Here is a 16,292-nt window from a genome sequence, read left to right as displayed (position 1 = left end):
ATGACGACACCGCACCCGACCGACACGGGATTCGCTGCAGCGTACTCACACGCATGGACCGCGGATCCCGAAAGCCTCCCGCAGTTCTTCGCTCTGGACGGGACTTACACCGACGTCGCGTTGGACACGACGTATGAGGGGCACGAGGCCATCGGCAAGTGGGAGTTGCGACCCACCCCGACTCTCACTTACAGAGGGTGCGAGCCAGGGCCATTCGACGTCGCCACTCACACGATGTTCACACCGTCCAGAAATCGGGTGGCGTAGTCCTCGTCGCCTCGGATCCGCACTTCTCGATCACGCCAGGAGACGCGACCTGTCGCCCATTCCGGGAATTCGCCGGACCAGCCCTCGATGGTCGCGGCCGCTGGACCGTCGGAGTGGCCCGCATTGATCGAACCACCGGGGTGAATCCGCCAGATGCCGCCGCCCGGTCCGCGCAGCACGATATCGAGCGGGTATGCGAGCCAATCGGTTTCAGCCGATTCGACTTGGTTGCTCAATACCGCGAACATCCATCCGAGGACGCCTGCGATTCGAGCCGGGTCTGTCTCCGGAAGCCGGCGATCCAGGGCGGGGGCGATGTCGAACCGAAGATGGGTGTGGTGGTCGAACAACATCGCGCCGGACAGCAACATCCCGGCCGGGAAACGGCCCAACTCGCCCAGGGGCAACCGTACCCGGCGCAGCGGCGTGTAGGCCAGGGCTGTCGATGCGATCGTCAAACAGCGGCTCCACCTCTTGTACTCGGTGAACACCCGCGCTGACGACCACCCGCGCCGTTGATCGACGAACAAGTCGTTGGCCCGCTCGATGTCGTCGGTGCGCACGAAAGTCAGCAGTGCCGGAGTGAAGACTGCCCGGCAGCCGGAACCCAGATGCGCCACCACGTCCTGGACCCGCCAGCCCGCCGCCCGGCTCGGGACCCGCCACTCGGCCTCGTCGAGTTCGCCGCAGAAGCTCACCATGTCAGCGCGTTCACGGCGCAGGGCGGCTGCCAGTTCAGACGTCTTAATAGACGGAATCCTCTAGGTTCGTATTCCGCATTCAGGGCAGGCCCGGTCCTACGGGCAAGTCGCTCGAAGGAGACAAAAGCCGGATAGGCCGTAGGCGCTCGGATCACCCGCCCACGGCCTACCCGATTGTGGCGCAGCGGCTCGATGAGCGGGCGCACCACATATTCGTGCACGCGCTCGCCCAGCACGCGGCGAGACCATGCCTCCATGGTTTCGCCATTGTCGTTGGCGGCCAACGATTTCAGATCGAACGGCCCAGGACCTGACCGCAACATCAGGCCGATGACGACACGTGTCAGTCTCCACCCCATCGGCGCATCTGCTTCCCAAGGCCCGCTCGGCGCACGAACGTAGAACAGGCCGTGGGCACACGGATCACCCTGCCCACGGCCTGCTCGGTTGCGCCGCAATGGATGCGGTTGGGATCCTATCCATCGCGGCAGTCCCGAAACGCACGGTCCACTGGATCACGGCGGACCATGCGCCGAGTCCTGTGGCTACGCAGTGACCGGGAACTGGTCGCGGATCTTGTCGACGACGATCTTGGCGGTTTCCGCGCACGCGGTGGTGCCGCCGTTTCCGTACTCCTTCACCGCGTCGCCCACATTCCACAGGTTCGCGATCGGCGTGGTATTGGGCAGGTCGAAGCCGGCGACCGCGCGCTGCGGCGGCCAGCCGTCGCGGGTGACGTTGATCGACAGGATGCGCGCGTCGTCGAAGCCGGGGACCTGATCACGCAGATCATCCAGCAGCAGTTGGGTTTCGGCGGCCTCGTCGAAATCGCCGACAGCGGGCTTGGGAACGGCGGTGCCCTGGTAGAGGTGCCAGCCTTCCGGCGCCATTTCCGGGCAGACATCGGTGAAGTTGGCGATGTAGCAGAGTCGGCGGGTCTGGGCGAAGCTGGTCATGCCGGGGGCCTTCACCAGCGGGCGCTGACTGGCGAAGTTCACCGAGATCATGGCGCAGGGCCGGTTGGCCTTGTCGACCTGCGCGACGTAGTCGGCGGGCAGGTTGTCCCGACCCACCAGGTCCAGGGTTGCGAACGGACCGACATCGCTGACGGTGAAACGTGCTGTCACGTCGATGTTCTCACCACCACGCGCGATGGTCGCGCCGGTGATGCGGCCGTCGGCCAGGGTCAGCGCGGTCACCTCGCTGTCGAGCCAGACCGCACCGCCGTTGTTCTCCACCACCTCGGCGAGGGAATTCCACACGCCGATGGTGCCGTCGGGGCAGTACCCGAACTTCTTGAAGGCGCTCTTACGAGTGAAGTAGGTGAGGAACACGCGGGCGGGCAGTTCCTCGGAACCGACGGCGAACACCGATCCGCACATGTTGCGGAAGATACCATGCACCGACTCGTTCTTCGTGTACTTGGCGACCCACTCGGCGGTCGACAGCTCGTCCTCGGGCATGCCGCTGTCGTTGCGCGCCGCGCCGAGACCCTGCACCAGCTTCGCGCCCTGGCGGGTGAGCTTGGACAGCAGGAAGCCCCAGCCACCACCGGTGACGTCCGCGTCCTTGCCACCGATGCGATACAGGATGGGCGGTTCCGGCTTGCGGACGTCGAACTTCGCACCGACCTCGTCGAAGGTCTCCTCGGTGATGCCACCGAGTTCGATGACGATGGCACCGTTGTTGACCTTGAAGCCGTCGATGTCATCGGTGGAGGCACGACCGCCGACCTTGTCCAGTCGTTCGACGACCAGGGTCTTGTAGCCAAGGTGCGACAGGCGGGCGGCCGTGAGCAATCCGCCTGCACCGGCGCCGATAACCAGTGCGTCCCAATTGTTTTCGGTCATGTTCAATCCTCGATTCAGCCGAGCGGGTTCGCGCCGGGCTCCGCGCCCGACATGTCGGTGATCTGACTCCACTGCGCCGCGACCTCGTCGATGCTCGGCGGCGTGGCGAAGACAGCTCCCTTGTTCTGGAACTGCTGCACGCGGTAGACGCGGCCACCGCCGGCAACGACAACCGTTGCGGTGTCCTCACATTCGTCGCTCATCAGGTAGCCCACGACACCGGCCACATGGGCGGGCGGGAGCTTGTCGAGCATCTCCTTGGGCGCGATGTCCTCGGTCATGCGGGTGGCGGCGAGCGGAGCGATCGCGTTCGCGAGGATGTTGTTCCGGCCGCCCTCGATCGCGAGGGTGTTGATCAGGCCGACGAGACCGAGCTTCGCGGCACCGTAGTTCGCCTGGCCGAAGTTGCCGAACAGACCGCTGGTGGACGCCGCGACGACGATCCGGCCGTGGTTCTGCTCGCGGAAGTACGGCCAGGCGGCCCGGGTGACGAAGTAGCCACCCCACAGGTGCACCCGCTGCACAGATTCCCAGTTGTCGGCAGTCATCTTCGTGAACGAGCCGTCGCGCAGGATGCCCGCGTTGTGGATGACACCGTGGACGCTCCCGAAGTTGTCGACGGCGGTCTTGATCAGGCTCGCCGCGCCTTCCTCGGTGGCGATGTTGTCGTAGTTGGCCACCGCGGTGCCCCCGGCGTCTCGGATCTCCTGGACGACGGCGTCGGCCATCGAGGTTCCGGAACCGGAACCGTCACGGGCACCGCCGAGGTCGTTCACCACGACCAGGGCGCCCTCCTTGGCGAGCAGCAGCGCGTATTCGCGGCCGAGACCGCCACCGGCGCCGGTGACGACGATGACGCGATCGGTTACTCCGGGCATTAGTGTTGTCTCCCTTGACTTTCCAGAGTTGATGTCAGTACGACGCAGGCAGCTTCAGGCTGGTCTGCGCGACGAAGTTGAGAACCATCTCGCGGCTCACCGGCGCGGTCTTGAGCAGACGCGCGGAGAACCAGAGCTCGGCCAAGCCGTATTCCAGCGACAGGCCGTTGCCACCGTGGGTCTGGATGGCCTGATCGAGCGCCTTCAACGACGCGTCGGCCGCGGCGAACTTGGCGATATTGGCTGCCTCCGCAGCGGGCAGTCCGGCGTCGAACAACTCCGCGGCACGGTAGGCCGCCATGCGGGCAAGTTCGACCGCGATGTGCGCCTCCGCGAGAGGGTGCGAAATCCCTTGGTGAGCACCGATCGGCACCGACCACACCTTGCGGTTCTGGGCGTAGGACACGGCCTTGGTGATCGCGTAGCGGCCGATGCCGGTGCTGATGCCCGAAGCGAGGATGCGCTCGGGGTTCAGTCCCGCGAACACCTGCCGCAGCCCGTTACCCGCTTCGCCGATTAACGCCTCCGGACCGACCCGGACCTCATCGAGGAACACGGTGAACTGGTGGTCGGGCGAGACGACCGCGGTCGGCAGCCGCTGCAGCGTCACTCCGGGTGCGTCGGTGGGAACCACGAACATCGACAGCGGCGATCGCGAAGTGCCCACGAACTCCGGATCGCGAGTGATGAGCAGGATCGCTTCGCACTCGTCGATCGCGGAGATGAAGTACTTGCCCCCGGAGATCACCCAGTCGTCGCCGTCGCGGCGCGCGGTCGTACTGACATTGTGGCTGTTGGAACCGGCGTCGGGCTCGGTCAGGCCGAAGGCCATCTTGCGGCTGCCATCGGCGAGGCCGGGCAGCCAATCGGTCTTCATCCGCTCCGAGCCGTGCGCCGCCAGGATCGAGCCACAGATCGCGGGCGAGACGACCGCGAGCAGTAGCGGAAAGCCGTGCGCGGCGAGTTCTTCGATCACGATGAGCATCTCGGACAGACCGGCGCCACCGCCGCCGTACTCCTCGGGCAGATGGACGCCGAGCAGACCTGCCTGACCGAGGTCACGCCACAGTTCGTCGACCTTGGCCCCAGAGCGGGAGCGCTCCAGAAAGTACTCCTGCCCGTACTTGGTGGCGAGTTTGCCGACGCTTTCGCGCAGCAACGCCCGTTCGTCGGAGTCGATAATGAAGGCGGACAACGGTTTATCTCACTTTCCGGTGAAGGTCGGCTGCTGTTTGGCGAGGAAGCTCCCGATCGCATCGGCCGCGTCGGCGGTGTGGGCGACGCGGCGCAGCGCCTCTGTCTCTTCGGACAGCGCGTGATCGAGAGTGGCGGTCCAGGAGTTGTGCAGCAGCCTGCGCATCTCGCCGTAGCCACGAGTGGCGCCCGCCGCCAATCGGCGCACGGTTGCCTCGGCTTCGGACGCGAGCTTGTCGGCGGGCACGACTCGGTTGATCAGGCCCCAGTCAGCAGCGGTATGGGCGTCGATGACACGGTCTTCGAACAGCATTTCGGTGGCGCGCCGGATGCCGACAAATTTCGGTAGATACCAGGTGTTCCCAGAATCCGCGGTGATGCCGATCCGCCCGAAGCCGGTCGCGAACTTGGTTCCGGCCGCAGCGATCGTGATGTCGGCCGGGTAGAGGAAGCCCAGCGCGCCGCCTGCGCACGCACCCTGCACGGCCGTCACGATCGGCACCCGCACGCGGGCGAGCAGCCGAATGGCCTCGTGCATGGGTATCGCCATCCGACTAAGGGTGTCCGGCAGGTCTTCCGCACCGTCGGAGAACGCCGAAATGTCGCCTCCGACACTGAACACCGGTCCATTCCCGGTGATCAGCACCGCCCGCAGTCCCTCCTCGTTGGAGATCCACGTGGCCAGCTCGAGCAGCGCCTCCCCCATCGCCTTGTCGAGGGCATTGCGCGCTTCGGGCCGATCCAGCCTGATGTAGGCGATGTTGTCCACGACCTGATACGCGATCAACACCTCACCTCCTTTTCAAATTTAATGTAAATTAAGAAACCGTGCTTGGTCAAGCCCTGAACGAGCGGTGTGACCGCCGGCGCGACTACGTCAGCCCAGCTCGGACCCGACAACGGCGACGAACGACACACAGGCGCCCGGACGGCCGCCGAGATTGTGCGTGAGAGCCAATCGCGGATCGCGGATCTGACGTTCCCCGGCCTGTCCGCGGAACTGCAGCCAGCATTCGTAGAGCATGCGCAGGCCGCTCGCACCGACCGGGTGACCGAACGACTTCAGGCCGCCATCCGGATTCACCGGAAGTCGTCCGCCCAGATCGAAATCGCCTGCGACGCTGTCCTTCCACGCCTGACCGCGATCCGTGAAGCCGAGGTCCTCCATCAGAACGAGCTCTGTCGGCGTGAAGCAGTCGTGGACCTCGGCGAAGGAGATCTGGGTCCGCGGCTCGGTGATTCCGGCCTGCGCGTAGGCGTCCTCGGCACTGGCGACCACCTCCGGGAAGGTCGTGAAATCGTAGTCCGGATCAACCGCACCGCGGCCCGGCCCGGCCGTGAGCGAAAGCCCCTTCACGTAGAGAGGGGTATCGGTGTATCTCAGCGCGTCCTCGGCACGGACGATCACCGCACACGCCGCTCCGTCGGAGACCCCGGAGCAGTCGAAGACACCCAGCCGTCCCGCGACCAGCGGAGCTCCTTCGATCTTCTGCTTCGCCACCTCGGATCTGAACTGCGCCTTCGGATTCAGTGCGCCATTGTGGTGGTTTTTCCAGGCCACATGGGTCATGGCCGCCCGCATGTCGGCTGGGTTCACACCGTATTTGGCGCAGTACGCGGGGTCGAGGAGGGAGAACGCCGCCGGAGCACCGAAGGACAGTTCGGAGGCCGTTCCGTCACTAGGCGCGTCGCCGCGCAGCAGGCCCGAGAAGCCGGAATCCTTGAGCTTCTCCACACCGATCGCGACGACCTGATCGTAGGCACCCGACGCGACGGCGTAGCAGGCGTTGCGGAACGCCTCCGAGCCGCTGGCACAGTAGTTCTCGACCCGCGTCACCGGCGTGTAGTCCAGGCCCAGCGGCTTGCTGACGGTCAATCCGCTCTGGCCGGTGCCCAGCGTGCCGAGCCAGTAGGCGTCGATGCTGGAACGGTCGAGCCTCGGATTGCCGCTGAAGCATTCGGCCATCGCCTCGAGCAGCAGATCGTCCGCTGAGCTCTCCCAGCGTTCACCGAAGCGCGTGCAGCCCACGCCGACGATCGCTACTTTGTCGCGAATACCGTTGCTGCTCATAGCTGTTGCGCCTTCCAGAAGTAGTTGTGGATGCCACCCGCACTGTGCAGGCGCCGGAAGGTGGTGCGCACCCGTGAGCCCACAGCCAATCGGTCCACGTCGGCGTCGGCGACCTCGAGGGTGTACCGGCCGCCGCCGTCGAAGTCGACCACCGCGCCCACGACCGGCGGAGCCGGCGAGAAGGACTGCCGATCAACGGTGAAACTGGTGACGGTGCCACCGCTGCGCGCTAGCGAGACCGGCGACATCGCATCGATGGCGCCGCAACGCTTACAGACCCGGGCCGGCGGCAGATGAACCAGGCCGCATCCTGCGCAGACCGTACCGGTGAAGGAGAACTTCCACTCCGCGCTACGAGCCGATGGCGGAGCGGCCGCTCGATCGGGTTCGGGTCGGCGCGGCGGCTCACGGTCGAGCAGACCCCGCCAGTTCAGGTAGGTGGTGTAAGGCACCGTCTTGCCTGCCGCGAGCTGTTCGGCGACCGGAACCGGCTGCCGCGCTTCGGCTATGCGGTCGGTGACCCGCAGGACGAGAGCATCGCACCCGTCCGCGGCCGATAGGACCAGGATCGTCTCCCCCGGCTCGGCCTGATCGAGAACGGATGCCAGCGCCAGCCCTACATCGGCGGCACCCGCGTGCCCGATGGGCGAAGTCCGGGTGGAGAGTTTGCCGGCCACCGAGGTCGCGGACCGCTTGGCGAAGGTGGTGTTGGGCGAAACCAGGACGACATGGTCAGCTTCGCTGAGTGCCGCCCAGTCCAGCGCCGCAGCCGCGGCCCGCTCGAGCAGCGGCTGGTAGCGGGAGATACCGAACCGCTCCTCCCACTGCTCTCCGGTCGCCGATCGCGGGTCACGCCAGCGATCGAGGAACTCGGCGGTGACGGACGCCTGAGCAATGACTTCGGCGATCGGCTCGTCGCCGAACAGAAAGGCCGCAGCACCGTCGCCGCCGCCACGCTCGTCAGCCGATCCGGGACGTCCGACCCGCATATCCGCCAGCACCGCGAGGCCACTGCACCCTGATGCCGTGCGCAGAGCGGCGATGCCATTGCGTGCAGCCCCTGCCAGGTCAGCCGCGAAGAGCGCAGCGGGCAGTCCGAGTGCGGCGTGGATCGCTGTCGCGTTGGTCTTGTCGGCGTACGCCGGTGTGGTGGTCGCGAAATACAGTCCCGCCGACATCGACGCCGGGACCGCATCCCATTCGAGGTCCGCCAGCGCGGTCATCGCCGCGGCGACACCCATGGTGGTGCTGTCCTCGTCGTAGGCCGCCGCCACACGAACACCTTTGCCCGCGTTGGTGTTCAGCGTCGCGCCGATGTCCGCCAGCGACACGCGATGCGAGGGAAGGTAAGTGCCGTAGCGGGTAATTCCATACTGTGTCATCAGGGTGCCTCGAAGAGTGCCGCCATGCCCTGGCCACCACCGATGCACATCGATTCCAGGGCGTATCGTCCACCGCGCCTGCGCAATTCGTGCAGCATGGTGGTGAGTATCCGAACGCCGGTCGCGCCGATGGGATGGCCGAGCGAGATGCCGGAGCCGTTGACGTTGAGCCGTTCGTGGTCGTCGAAGCCCCAGCCCTTCAGCACCGCCAGGACCTGGACGGCGAAGGCTTCGTTGAGTTCGACGAGATCGATGTTGTCGAAGGTGTGGCCGGTGCGCTGGAAGAGTTTCTCGACGGCGGGCACCGGACCGATGCCCATCTCGGAGGGTTCGCAGCCCGCGGCGGACCAGCCGACGAGGTAACCGAGCGGCTCGAGGCCGAGTTCGTCGAGTTTGTCCTCGGCGACGACCAGGCAGGCCGCAGCGGCGTCGTTCTGCTGGCTCGAGTTGCCCGCGGTCACGGTGCCGTCGCGCATGAGGGTGCGCAGTTTCGCCAGAGATTCCGATGTAGACTCGGCTCGGATGCCTTCGTCGCGGACTAATTCGATCGGGTCGCCCTTACGCTGCGGCACCAGTACCGGCACCACCTCGTCGGCGAACTTGCCCGATTCCCATGCGGCGGTTGCCCTCTGATGGCTCCGTGCCGCGAATTCGTCGGCGGACTCGCGGGTGATCGAGTATCGCTGCGCGAGGTTTTCAGCAGTCTCGATCATGCCGCTGATGTGGCCGAAGCGCTCGACCGGTTGGGAGCGTTCCCGTCCGCGATCGAGTCGGTCGTAGAAGGCGACATTGCCCGACCGCGATCCCCAGCGCATGTCCTGGGTGTAGTACTCGATGTTGCTCATGCTCTCGACGCCACCGGCGAGAACCACGTCGGCGGCGCCGGTCTGCACCATCATCGCGGCGGTCACGACGGCCTGGAGCCCACCACCGCAACGGCGGTCGGTCTGGAATCCGGGCACCTCGATAGGCAGGCCGGCAGCGAGCGCGGCCCAGCGGCCGATGCAGGGTGCTTCGGAGTTCGCGTACGACTGAGCGAATGCGACGTCGTCGATGCGCGCCGGGTCGATGCCGGCGCGCTCCACGACCGCCTTGATGATGTGGGCGGCCAAGTCCTCGGCGGGGACCGGTCGCAGTGTGCCGCCGAAGGTTCCGACGGGGGTACGCAGTGGGCTGACGATCGCCGCTCTCTTCATGATTTCACCTCTGTGCTCACTTTCACTGTGCCGCTGTGGTTTCGGGCCGCGACGGCGACTACGCGGGGTTCACCACCGGCTCGCCGCCGCGCGCAGGATCTCGCGCTGGTCGGGGTGCGCAATCGCCAGCATCCGCTCGCGCCGCTCGGACAGCGGCAGGCCGCGCAGATCGGCGATGCCGAATTCGGTGACCACGATGCCCGCGTCACTACGCGCGATGCTGACCGGCCCGGACAGCCGGTCCACGATCCGGCTGCGCGAGCCTGCCGTCGACGGGAGTGCGATGATCGGCAGGCCGCCGTCCGACCGCGCGGCAGCCCGTAGGAACTCACCACCACCGCCGACCGCTCCGACATAGCGTCCGTCCGCGACCTCGGCGTTGACCTGGCCGGTCAGATCGACCTCGATGGCGGAGTTGATCGCGACGAAACGGTGTTGTGCCGCGAGTCGTTCCGGATCGTGGGTGTAGCCGATCGGCCGTAGCGATACGGCCGGGTTGGCATGTGCGTACTCGAACAGCCGACGGGTCCCGATCAGCACCGCCGCCACGGAGACCCCGCGGTCGGTCGTCTTGCGGGCGTTGGTCACCACGCCTTTGTCGATCAGTTCGACCGCGGCGTCGGAGAGAATGCCAGAGTGAATCCCGAGGTCGTTGCGCACGCCGAGAGCGCCGAGCACGGCCTCGGGCACCGACCCGATGCCGAATTGCAGGGTGGCGCCGTCGGGGACGATGCTCGCGACATGCGCGCCGATGGCCGTCATCTCCGGTGTCGGCGGCGCGGCCGGACTTTCCGCCACCGGACGGGAAGTGCGGACCACGATGTCGATATCCCGATCGGTCAGATGCCGGGCGCCGGGTGTGACGGGCACCTGATCATTGACCTCGGCAATGACGATCCGCGCACCAGCGATGGCCGCGGTGAGATAGTCGTCGGCCAGCCCGAGGCGGTAGCACCCGCGCGCGTCCGGCGGTGCACACTGCACCAGGACGACGTCGGCACACGAAACGAACTCCGGCAGCGTCGAGTAGTGACCGGGATACACCTCGAGCGCCCCGATCGCAGCCAGCGCCCGATTGCTACCGGTGCCGCAGTAGCTGACAAACCGAATGTGGTCGGCGTGTTCGGGTTTCACCGTCGCCGCGGCAGGGATGCCGATGAAACAGGTGATCCCGCCGAGGCCCGCTCGTTGCTCGAGCAGACGCTCGGTCAGCGTCACCGGTTCGGCGCAGGACTGCCCCCAGACGACGAAGTCTCCCGGCTGGATCGCGGCGCGAAAATCGAGCTCGGGTAGGCGAACCACCTGCGGCGGCCTGACAACCGTCATCTCAGTCCTCCCGCCAGCGGTCTGCCGAGGGATCGAGCAGACGCTGCATGTGGCCCTCGGTGAGCCACACGATCGTCTCCAGTTCGAGGGCGTCCAGGAACCGGACGCGGCCGGACTTCAAGTCCTCCAACCGCAAACGTGGCCCGTTCGCGGTGTCGTCGATGGCGACCAGCACCTGAGCGAATTCACTGTGGACGACACCGAGTTCATGGCTGGTGCCGGCATCCGATCCTGTCCTGTCCATCTGCTGTCTCCTCAGATCAGAAAGCCCATGCTGGGCACGGGTTCCGCACTGTTGACGAGCATGACGGTCTTGCGGACCAGCTTCAGCTCGTCCTCGGTCCGGCGCACCACGTAGGTGTAGCGGCCCGCCCAGGTGTGAAGGCCGCGCGGCTTCGACTCGTACAGTACGAAATTCGCCCCCAGGGTGATGTCGTCACCCTCGACGCCGAGGAGTTCGATGTTCGAGATCGTGCGGCGCAGATTCGACGGCGGCGACTGGGCGTAACGCTTGCCGGTACGCAGCTGTTGCAGCCGGGTGCAGATGCGGCGACGGTTGTCGTACATGATCGACACGTGCCGCTGCGGGTCGTAGCCGCCACCATCGACGGGCACCCAGTACAGCGCGTCGTCGGTCCACAGCGCCTCCCACGAGTCGTAGTCGTGCTCGTCGGCGAGGCGGGCCTCGCGGTAGATGAACTGCTCGAGTCCGCGCAGATCGATTTCGGTCAGGGCAGCCATCACGCCTCCATCAGATTCTTGTAGTGCTCCCAGAACGCCCGCATCGCGGTCTCGTCCGTGGCTCCGCCGATGCGGAAACCGTTGTCATCAGTGGTTTCCCGCACCATGCCGCGCCGCAGGTCGAGCCACTCGGGCAGAAGTTGCCCCACGCCGACCTGATTGCGCTCGTACATCTCGGTGTCGTCGGCCAGCAGCATGCCGGCCGGGCCGACCGACCCGATGGACTGCGAGAGCATCCGCTTGTTCAGCTCGTCCGCGCCGTCCAGCTGCACCGAGGTGGAGAACTGGATGCACTCGGTGGCCGAGATCGGCTGGATGTTGAAGACCTGGATCTCCGCGATGAACAGGTTGGGGAAGATAATCACGTGGGGCGCGCCCTCGATCATGATCTCCTCGGCGGCTTCGCCGTGGACCTCGCGCATCTTCGCCACGTACTCCGGCACGCGATCGGCTGTAGTGCCGAACCAGCGCATGGGCTCGGCGAACTTTCGGAATTCCGGTCGCAGATCGTTCTCGCTGTGCCCGTTACCGAGAGCGCGAGTGACGGCCGTGGAGGAGTCGCTGTAGAGCGGGCCGATGGTGGACCCGGTCACCGAGAAGATCGACCCGTGCACGAACTGCGGGTGGTAGCCGTCGGTTTCGTTCTCCGCCAGCAGCTTCCAGTTGGCGTGGGTGCGGTGCTTGAGCCAGCCGTTGTCCAGACGCACCTTGCCGGTGGGCGAAAGCCGGGCCAGCCGGTCGATCTCACCCGCGGCGGCGCCGAGATGCTCCAGCAGCGGCGGCACGTCGACGTTGAAGCTACCGAACACGAAGCCGTGGTAGCTCTCCACCCGCGGCACCACGCCGAGGCCGAGGTTCAACATGCCCTTGCCGCCGTAACCCTTGTTGTAGGGGTAGCCGAGCATGTCTCCGGTGTTGCTGTAGGTCCAGCCGTGGTACGGGCACCGGAACGAGCTGGAATTACCGCGCTGTTCGTCGCACACCAGGTTGCCGCGGTGCGCGCACCGGTTGGTGACAAGATGCACCTCACCGGCGCGATCGCGGGTCATGATGATGTCCTGCGGACCGATGTTCTTGCGCACATAGTCGTTCGGCTGCGGCACTTCGGATTCGTGGCCGACGAAAACCCAGCCGCCGTACCAGATCCGCTCGAGCTCATCGGCGAACACGGCCGGATCGGTGTAGAGCGACCCGTGCACCCGCTGCGGGTGGATGAGCCTCGAATAGTCCACTCGCGGCGCCTGATTCGCAACCGGACCGGTTTCGCAGGCCGAGTCCGGGTCGCAGATCGAATGGTCGCCCGGCTCGCGCACGGCGTCCGGAGGGGTCGTGACCGTCATTTCTGTTGCTCCAATCGTGCTTTGGCGTAATTCACCAGGCGGAATTTCTGCACCTTTCCCGTGGGAGTGGTGGGCAGTTCGTCTGCCGTGAGGAATACGACGTGTTTGGGAACTTTGAACCGGGCGAGATTCGCTTTACAGAGGTCGATGACCTGCTCGGCTGATATCTCCGCATCGGGGGCACGCACGATGCACGCGCATCCCGCATCACCCCAGCGCTCGTCGGGGACGCCGATCAGGTAGGCCTGGCTGATCTCCGGGCGAGCGGTGAGCAGTTCCTCGATCTCTTTGGGCATCACCAGTTCGCCGCCGCTCTTGTAGAGCTCCTTGCTGCGGCCGATGATCTCCAGATAGCCGTCGGGCCGTACCCGTCCGAGATCGCCGGAGAAGACCCACCCGTCCCGGAGACCCTTGGCCGTTTCCTCCGGCTTTCCCCAGAATCCGAGCATGCTCGTCGGGCCTCGGGAAACCAGCTCGCCTTCTTCACCGTCCGGCAGCGGCATGGCGGTGACCGGGTCGACGGTGCGGTAGACCACGAGCGCCCCGTCGTCGATTCCTGCCGCCCCAGCGGATTTCGGCCGACCAGCGGTGATCGCGGTGAGCTCCAAGGAGTCCTCGGGCCGGGTCAGGGTCATCGCCCCGCCGCATTCGGTCATGCCGTAGCCGGTGACGATCTCCGACGCACCCAGCTCTTCGCGGACCCGCTCCCACAGCCAGACCGGCGCGGGCGCGGCTCCGGACAGCACCGCTGACAGCGACGACAGGTCGTAGCGATGCCGATCCGGATGTTCCAGCAGCGCAACGGTCATGGTGGGGACACACAGGATGTCGTCCGCGCGATGCCGCTCGATTTCCGCGAGGTACTTCCCGGCGTCGAAGGCGGGCAACATGATCACCGCGCCGCCCACCATCGTGGCTGCGATCAAGCCCTCGACATAGCCGAACATGTGGTAACACGGCAGCGAGAACAGGATCCGGCGGCCGTCGGCGAAGGCCCGGGTGAGCGCGGACGCGTATCCGGTCCGCAGGACGGCGTCGTGGGTGATCAGCACGCCCTTGGGTGAACCGGTCGTTCCGGAGGTGTAGAGGATGTCGCCCACGTCGGCCGGGTTCACCTGGATCCCGGCCGTCACGCCCGCATGCCGAGTCCCGACCAGGGCGAGTTCATCCACGGTGAGCACTCCGGCACGTTCTCGGCCATCTGTCGACAGCTGAATCACCGTGTGCAGCTGAGGAAGCCGCGATTTGTCCCGGTCGATTGTCTCCCACCCGGGGGTGATTTCGTCGAGCATCGCCAAGTAGTCGAGCCCCGCGAAACCTGTCATGGTGATGAGAACTCGGCAGTCGGACTGTTCGAGCACGTAGGCGAGTTCTTCCGCGCGGTAGAGGAAGTTAAGCGGCACAGCGACCGCGCCGGCGAGGGCCACTGCGAACTTCACCGGCACGAAGTCCGGGTAGTTCGCCATGAGCACGCCGATGTGGTCTCCGGGACGGATCCCCAGCGCGACCAGGCCGTCGGCGAGCCGAGTCGCCAGCTCCGCGGTCTCTCGGTAGGTCAGCGTGCGTTCGTCGGTGATGACCAGCGGCCGATCGCCGAATTCGTCGGCGCACGCGAGCAGCCACTCCCCCAGCGACCGTGGCTGCCACATCGGGAACCGTTCGCCGAGCCGATTTCTCCGGATGTCGAAGTCGTTGTTATTCATAATATTTCACTCGATCTCGTCGACATCGCCGTCGAGGATCGCCTCGCGCAGCCGGAATTTCTGGACCTTGCCCGACGGGGTGACGGGAAGGGCGTCGGCGACGAACCAACGTCGCGGGGTCTTGAACGGTGCCAGCGTGGTGCTGAGCCGGTCTTTCACCGATGCCACGAGATCGTCCGGGCATTCCCCGCGCACCACCAGTACGGCGGCCACGGTCTCTCCCCACTTCTCATGCGGGAGGCCGACCACGGCCGCCTGCTGAACCGAATCATGTTCGATCAGGCGCGATTCCACCTCCGCCGGGGCGATGTTCTCGCCGCCGCTGATGATCATGTCCTTGAGTCGTCCGGTCACGGTGACGTAGCCACGGCTGTCCATCGAGCCGAGATCGCCTGTATGCACCCAGCCTTCGGCGTCCACAGCCGCCTCGGTCGCCGACGGATCGCGGTAGTACTCGATCATCTGCTGGTAGCCGCGGGCGCAGATCTCGCCGATGACGCCCAACCGAGCTACCCCGGTTCCATCCGCGCCGGCGATCTTCACCTCAACCTGTGGAATCGGGCGACCCACGGTACCGAGTTGATCGGTGAGTGAGTCGCTTCTACGGGTGAGCGTGATCACCGGGGCAAGTTCGGTCTGACCGAAGAGGTTGTGCACCGCCGCACCGAAGACTCGGGCCGCTCCCTCGATCAGCGCCTGCGGCACATTCGCCGCACCACCGACGATGCTGGCGAACTTCGGTGCGGCGGACTCGTTTCCGCGCATGGTCTCCAGCAGCGCGCCGAGAATTGTGGGCACGAAGAACAGCACGTCGGCGTCCTCGGCGGACGCCCATTCCAGAACCTTTCCAGGAACAAAGGTTTCCACCAGCAGGACCGTGCCCGCCATCGATACCGGTCCGAGGGTGCCGATCACACAGGCGGCCGTGTGGAACATCGGCAGCGGATTGACGAAGACCGACCCCTCGGGGATATCGGCAGCCGCCATGGTCATCCTCGCGACGTTCACCAGCGATCGATGCCGTAGCAGCACGCCTTTCGGATTACCGGTGGTGCCCGAGGTGTACTGCAGCATCGCGGGCAGGTCGGGATCGACGTCCGGCAGCTCACCGTCCGGGGTGCTCGCCTGCCAGCGTGCCGTTTCCGACAGGCTGATCCGCTGCCGCACGCCGGCGACCCGGGCGGCCGCCGCGGCCGCCACCGCGGCCATGTCATAGCCGCGGTGCTCGTCGGCGTTAATGAGCACGGCCGCCCCGGAGTGCTCGAGGGTGTAGACCAATTCGCCCTCGCGGAAGGCGGGATTCAGCGCCACCAGCACGCGACCGGCCAGGGCGGCCCCGAATTCGATGATGGGCCACTCGATGACGTTCGGTGACCATAGAGCCACGGATTCGCCGGGCTCGGTGAGCTCGGTCAGCGCGACCGCGACACGCCGTGCCGCGTCGTAGAGTTCACCGTAGGTGAGGCGGCACGGCTCCGATCCGCCATGCGGGGTGCCGACCAAAGCCGTTGTTCCGGAATGGTTTCGCGCTCGCTCGGCGAGGAGCGAGCCCGCAGTGTGATCCATGAGCGGCAGACTGTCGTCCGCCGCCCAATAGGATTCACTGAGATTGCGATCAGCCACGGCTGTCATAGGCATGTGCT

At 66.1% G+C, this 16,292-nt stretch carries 15 protein-coding genes; all 15 read right to left on the bottom strand.

Annotated elements, in window-relative coordinates:
- Positions 1-227 precede the first annotated feature (227 nt).
- The 15 genes from ACW2Q0_RS20500 to ACW2Q0_RS20430 all read right to left on the bottom strand — a co-directional run bounded on the left by ACW2Q0_RS20500 (position 228) and on the right by ACW2Q0_RS20430 (position 16,281).
- Positions 228-968, bottom strand: coding sequence for a maleylpyruvate isomerase N-terminal domain-containing protein (locus ACW2Q0_RS20500; RefSeq protein ID WP_457192489.1), 741 nt, complete (start codon positions 966-968; stop codon positions 228-230).
- Complete coding sequence (locus ACW2Q0_RS20495; protein ID WP_457192488.1) at positions 962-1,327, bottom strand: hypothetical protein; 366 nt, start codon at positions 1,325-1,327, stop codon at positions 962-964. Before ACW2Q0_RS20495 ends, ACW2Q0_RS20500 begins: the two co-directional genes overlap by 7 nt.
- Positions 1,328-1,513: 186 nt before the next feature.
- Positions 1,514-2,818 (bottom strand): phytoene desaturase family protein, encoded by a 1,305-nt coding sequence (locus tag ACW2Q0_RS20490; protein WP_457192487.1) that lies wholly within the window; start codon positions 2,816-2,818, stop codon positions 1,514-1,516.
- A gap of 14 nt (positions 2,819-2,832) precedes the next feature.
- Positions 2,833-3,696, bottom strand: a complete 864-nt coding sequence (locus tag ACW2Q0_RS20485; RefSeq protein ID WP_457192486.1) for an SDR family oxidoreductase — start codon at positions 3,694-3,696, stop codon at positions 2,833-2,835.
- A 34-nt stretch (positions 3,697-3,730) separates the two neighbouring features.
- Positions 3,731-4,891, bottom strand: coding sequence for an acyl-CoA dehydrogenase family protein (locus ACW2Q0_RS20480; RefSeq protein ID WP_457192485.1), 1,161 nt, complete (start codon positions 4,889-4,891; stop codon positions 3,731-3,733).
- Between the two features lie 9 nt (positions 4,892-4,900).
- Complete coding sequence (locus ACW2Q0_RS20475) at positions 4,901-5,680, bottom strand: enoyl-CoA hydratase/isomerase family protein (RefSeq protein ID WP_457192484.1); 780 nt, start codon at positions 5,678-5,680, stop codon at positions 4,901-4,903.
- Between the two features lie 87 nt (positions 5,681-5,767).
- Positions 5,768-6,961: an acetyl-CoA acetyltransferase gene (locus ACW2Q0_RS20470; protein WP_457192482.1), complete on the bottom strand. Its 1,194-nt coding sequence runs from the start codon at positions 6,959-6,961 to the stop codon at positions 5,768-5,770.
- Complete coding sequence (locus tag ACW2Q0_RS20465; protein ID WP_457192480.1) at positions 6,958-8,343, bottom strand: OB-fold domain-containing protein; 1,386 nt, start codon at positions 8,341-8,343, stop codon at positions 6,958-6,960. The genes ACW2Q0_RS20470 and ACW2Q0_RS20465 overlap by 4 nt, the downstream gene beginning before the upstream one ends.
- The gene (locus ACW2Q0_RS20460; protein ID WP_457192478.1) at positions 8,343-9,539 is read right to left on the bottom strand and encodes an acetyl-CoA C-acetyltransferase; all 1,197 of its coding nucleotides are present in this window, start codon (positions 9,537-9,539) and stop codon (positions 8,343-8,345) included. The genes ACW2Q0_RS20465 and ACW2Q0_RS20460 overlap by 1 nt, the downstream gene beginning before the upstream one ends.
- Before the next feature lie 69 nt (positions 9,540-9,608).
- Entirely contained in the window at positions 9,609-10,865 is a 1,257-nt protein-coding gene (locus tag ACW2Q0_RS20455; protein WP_457192476.1) for an acetyl-CoA hydrolase/transferase family protein, read from the bottom strand.
- 1 nt (position 10,866) lies between these two features.
- The gene (locus ACW2Q0_RS20450) at positions 10,867-11,109 is read right to left on the bottom strand and encodes a hypothetical protein (RefSeq protein WP_457192474.1); all 243 of its coding nucleotides are present in this window, start codon (positions 11,107-11,109) and stop codon (positions 10,867-10,869) included.
- 11 nt (positions 11,110-11,120) lie between these two features.
- Complete coding sequence (locus ACW2Q0_RS20445) at positions 11,121-11,606, bottom strand: aromatic-ring-hydroxylating dioxygenase subunit beta (protein ID WP_457192472.1); 486 nt, start codon at positions 11,604-11,606, stop codon at positions 11,121-11,123.
- Entirely contained in the window at positions 11,606-12,838 is a 1,233-nt protein-coding gene (locus ACW2Q0_RS20440; protein ID WP_457192531.1) for an aromatic ring-hydroxylating oxygenase subunit alpha, read from the bottom strand. Before ACW2Q0_RS20440 ends, ACW2Q0_RS20445 begins: the two co-directional genes overlap by 1 nt.
- Positions 12,839-12,942: 104 nt before the next feature.
- Entirely contained in the window at positions 12,943-14,649 is a 1,707-nt protein-coding gene (locus ACW2Q0_RS20435) for a class I adenylate-forming enzyme family protein (protein WP_457192470.1), read from the bottom strand.
- Positions 14,650-14,655: 6 nt separating this feature from the next.
- Positions 14,656-16,281 (bottom strand): class I adenylate-forming enzyme family protein, encoded by a 1,626-nt coding sequence (locus ACW2Q0_RS20430; RefSeq protein WP_457192468.1) that lies wholly within the window; start codon positions 16,279-16,281, stop codon positions 14,656-14,658.
- Positions 16,282-16,292 lie beyond the last annotated feature (11 nt).

The sequence above is a fragment of the Nocardia citri genome (assembly GCF_054065835.1).
This window is presented reverse-complemented; position numbering and strand designations above follow the sequence as displayed.

Coding starts and splice junctions, on each gene's coding strand:
- ACW2Q0_RS20455 (WP_457192476.1), bottom strand. CDS start 10,865: ATGACGGTTGTCAGGCCGCCGCAGGTGGTTCGCCTACCCGAGCTCGAT.
- ACW2Q0_RS20450 (WP_457192474.1), bottom strand. CDS start 11,109: ATGGACAGGACAGGATCGGATGCCGGCACCAGCCATGAACTCGGTGTC.
- ACW2Q0_RS20430 (WP_457192468.1), bottom strand. CDS start 16,281: ATGACAGCCGTGGCTGATCGCAATCTCAGTGAATCCTATTGGGCGGCG.
- ACW2Q0_RS20465 (WP_457192480.1), bottom strand. CDS start 8,343: ATGACACAGTATGGAATTACCCGCTACGGCACTTACCTTCCCTCGCAT.
- ACW2Q0_RS20460 (WP_457192478.1), bottom strand. CDS start 9,539: ATGAAGAGAGCGGCGATCGTCAGCCCACTGCGTACCCCCGTCGGAACC.
- ACW2Q0_RS20495 (WP_457192488.1), bottom strand. CDS start 1,327: ATGGGGTGGAGACTGACACGTGTCGTCATCGGCCTGATGTTGCGGTCA.
- ACW2Q0_RS20445 (WP_457192472.1), bottom strand. CDS start 11,606: ATGGCTGCCCTGACCGAAATCGATCTGCGCGGACTCGAGCAGTTCATC.
- ACW2Q0_RS20500 (WP_457192489.1), bottom strand. CDS start 968: ATGGTGAGCTTCTGCGGCGAACTCGACGAGGCCGAGTGGCGGGTCCCG.
- ACW2Q0_RS20490 (WP_457192487.1), bottom strand. CDS start 2,818: ATGACCGAAAACAATTGGGACGCACTGGTTATCGGCGCCGGTGCAGGC.
- ACW2Q0_RS20435 (WP_457192470.1), bottom strand. CDS start 14,649: ATGAATAACAACGACTTCGACATCCGGAGAAATCGGCTCGGCGAACGG.
- ACW2Q0_RS20485 (WP_457192486.1), bottom strand. CDS start 3,696: ATGCCCGGAGTAACCGATCGCGTCATCGTCGTCACCGGCGCCGGTGGC.
- ACW2Q0_RS20470 (WP_457192482.1), bottom strand. CDS start 6,961: ATGAGCAGCAACGGTATTCGCGACAAAGTAGCGATCGTCGGCGTGGGC.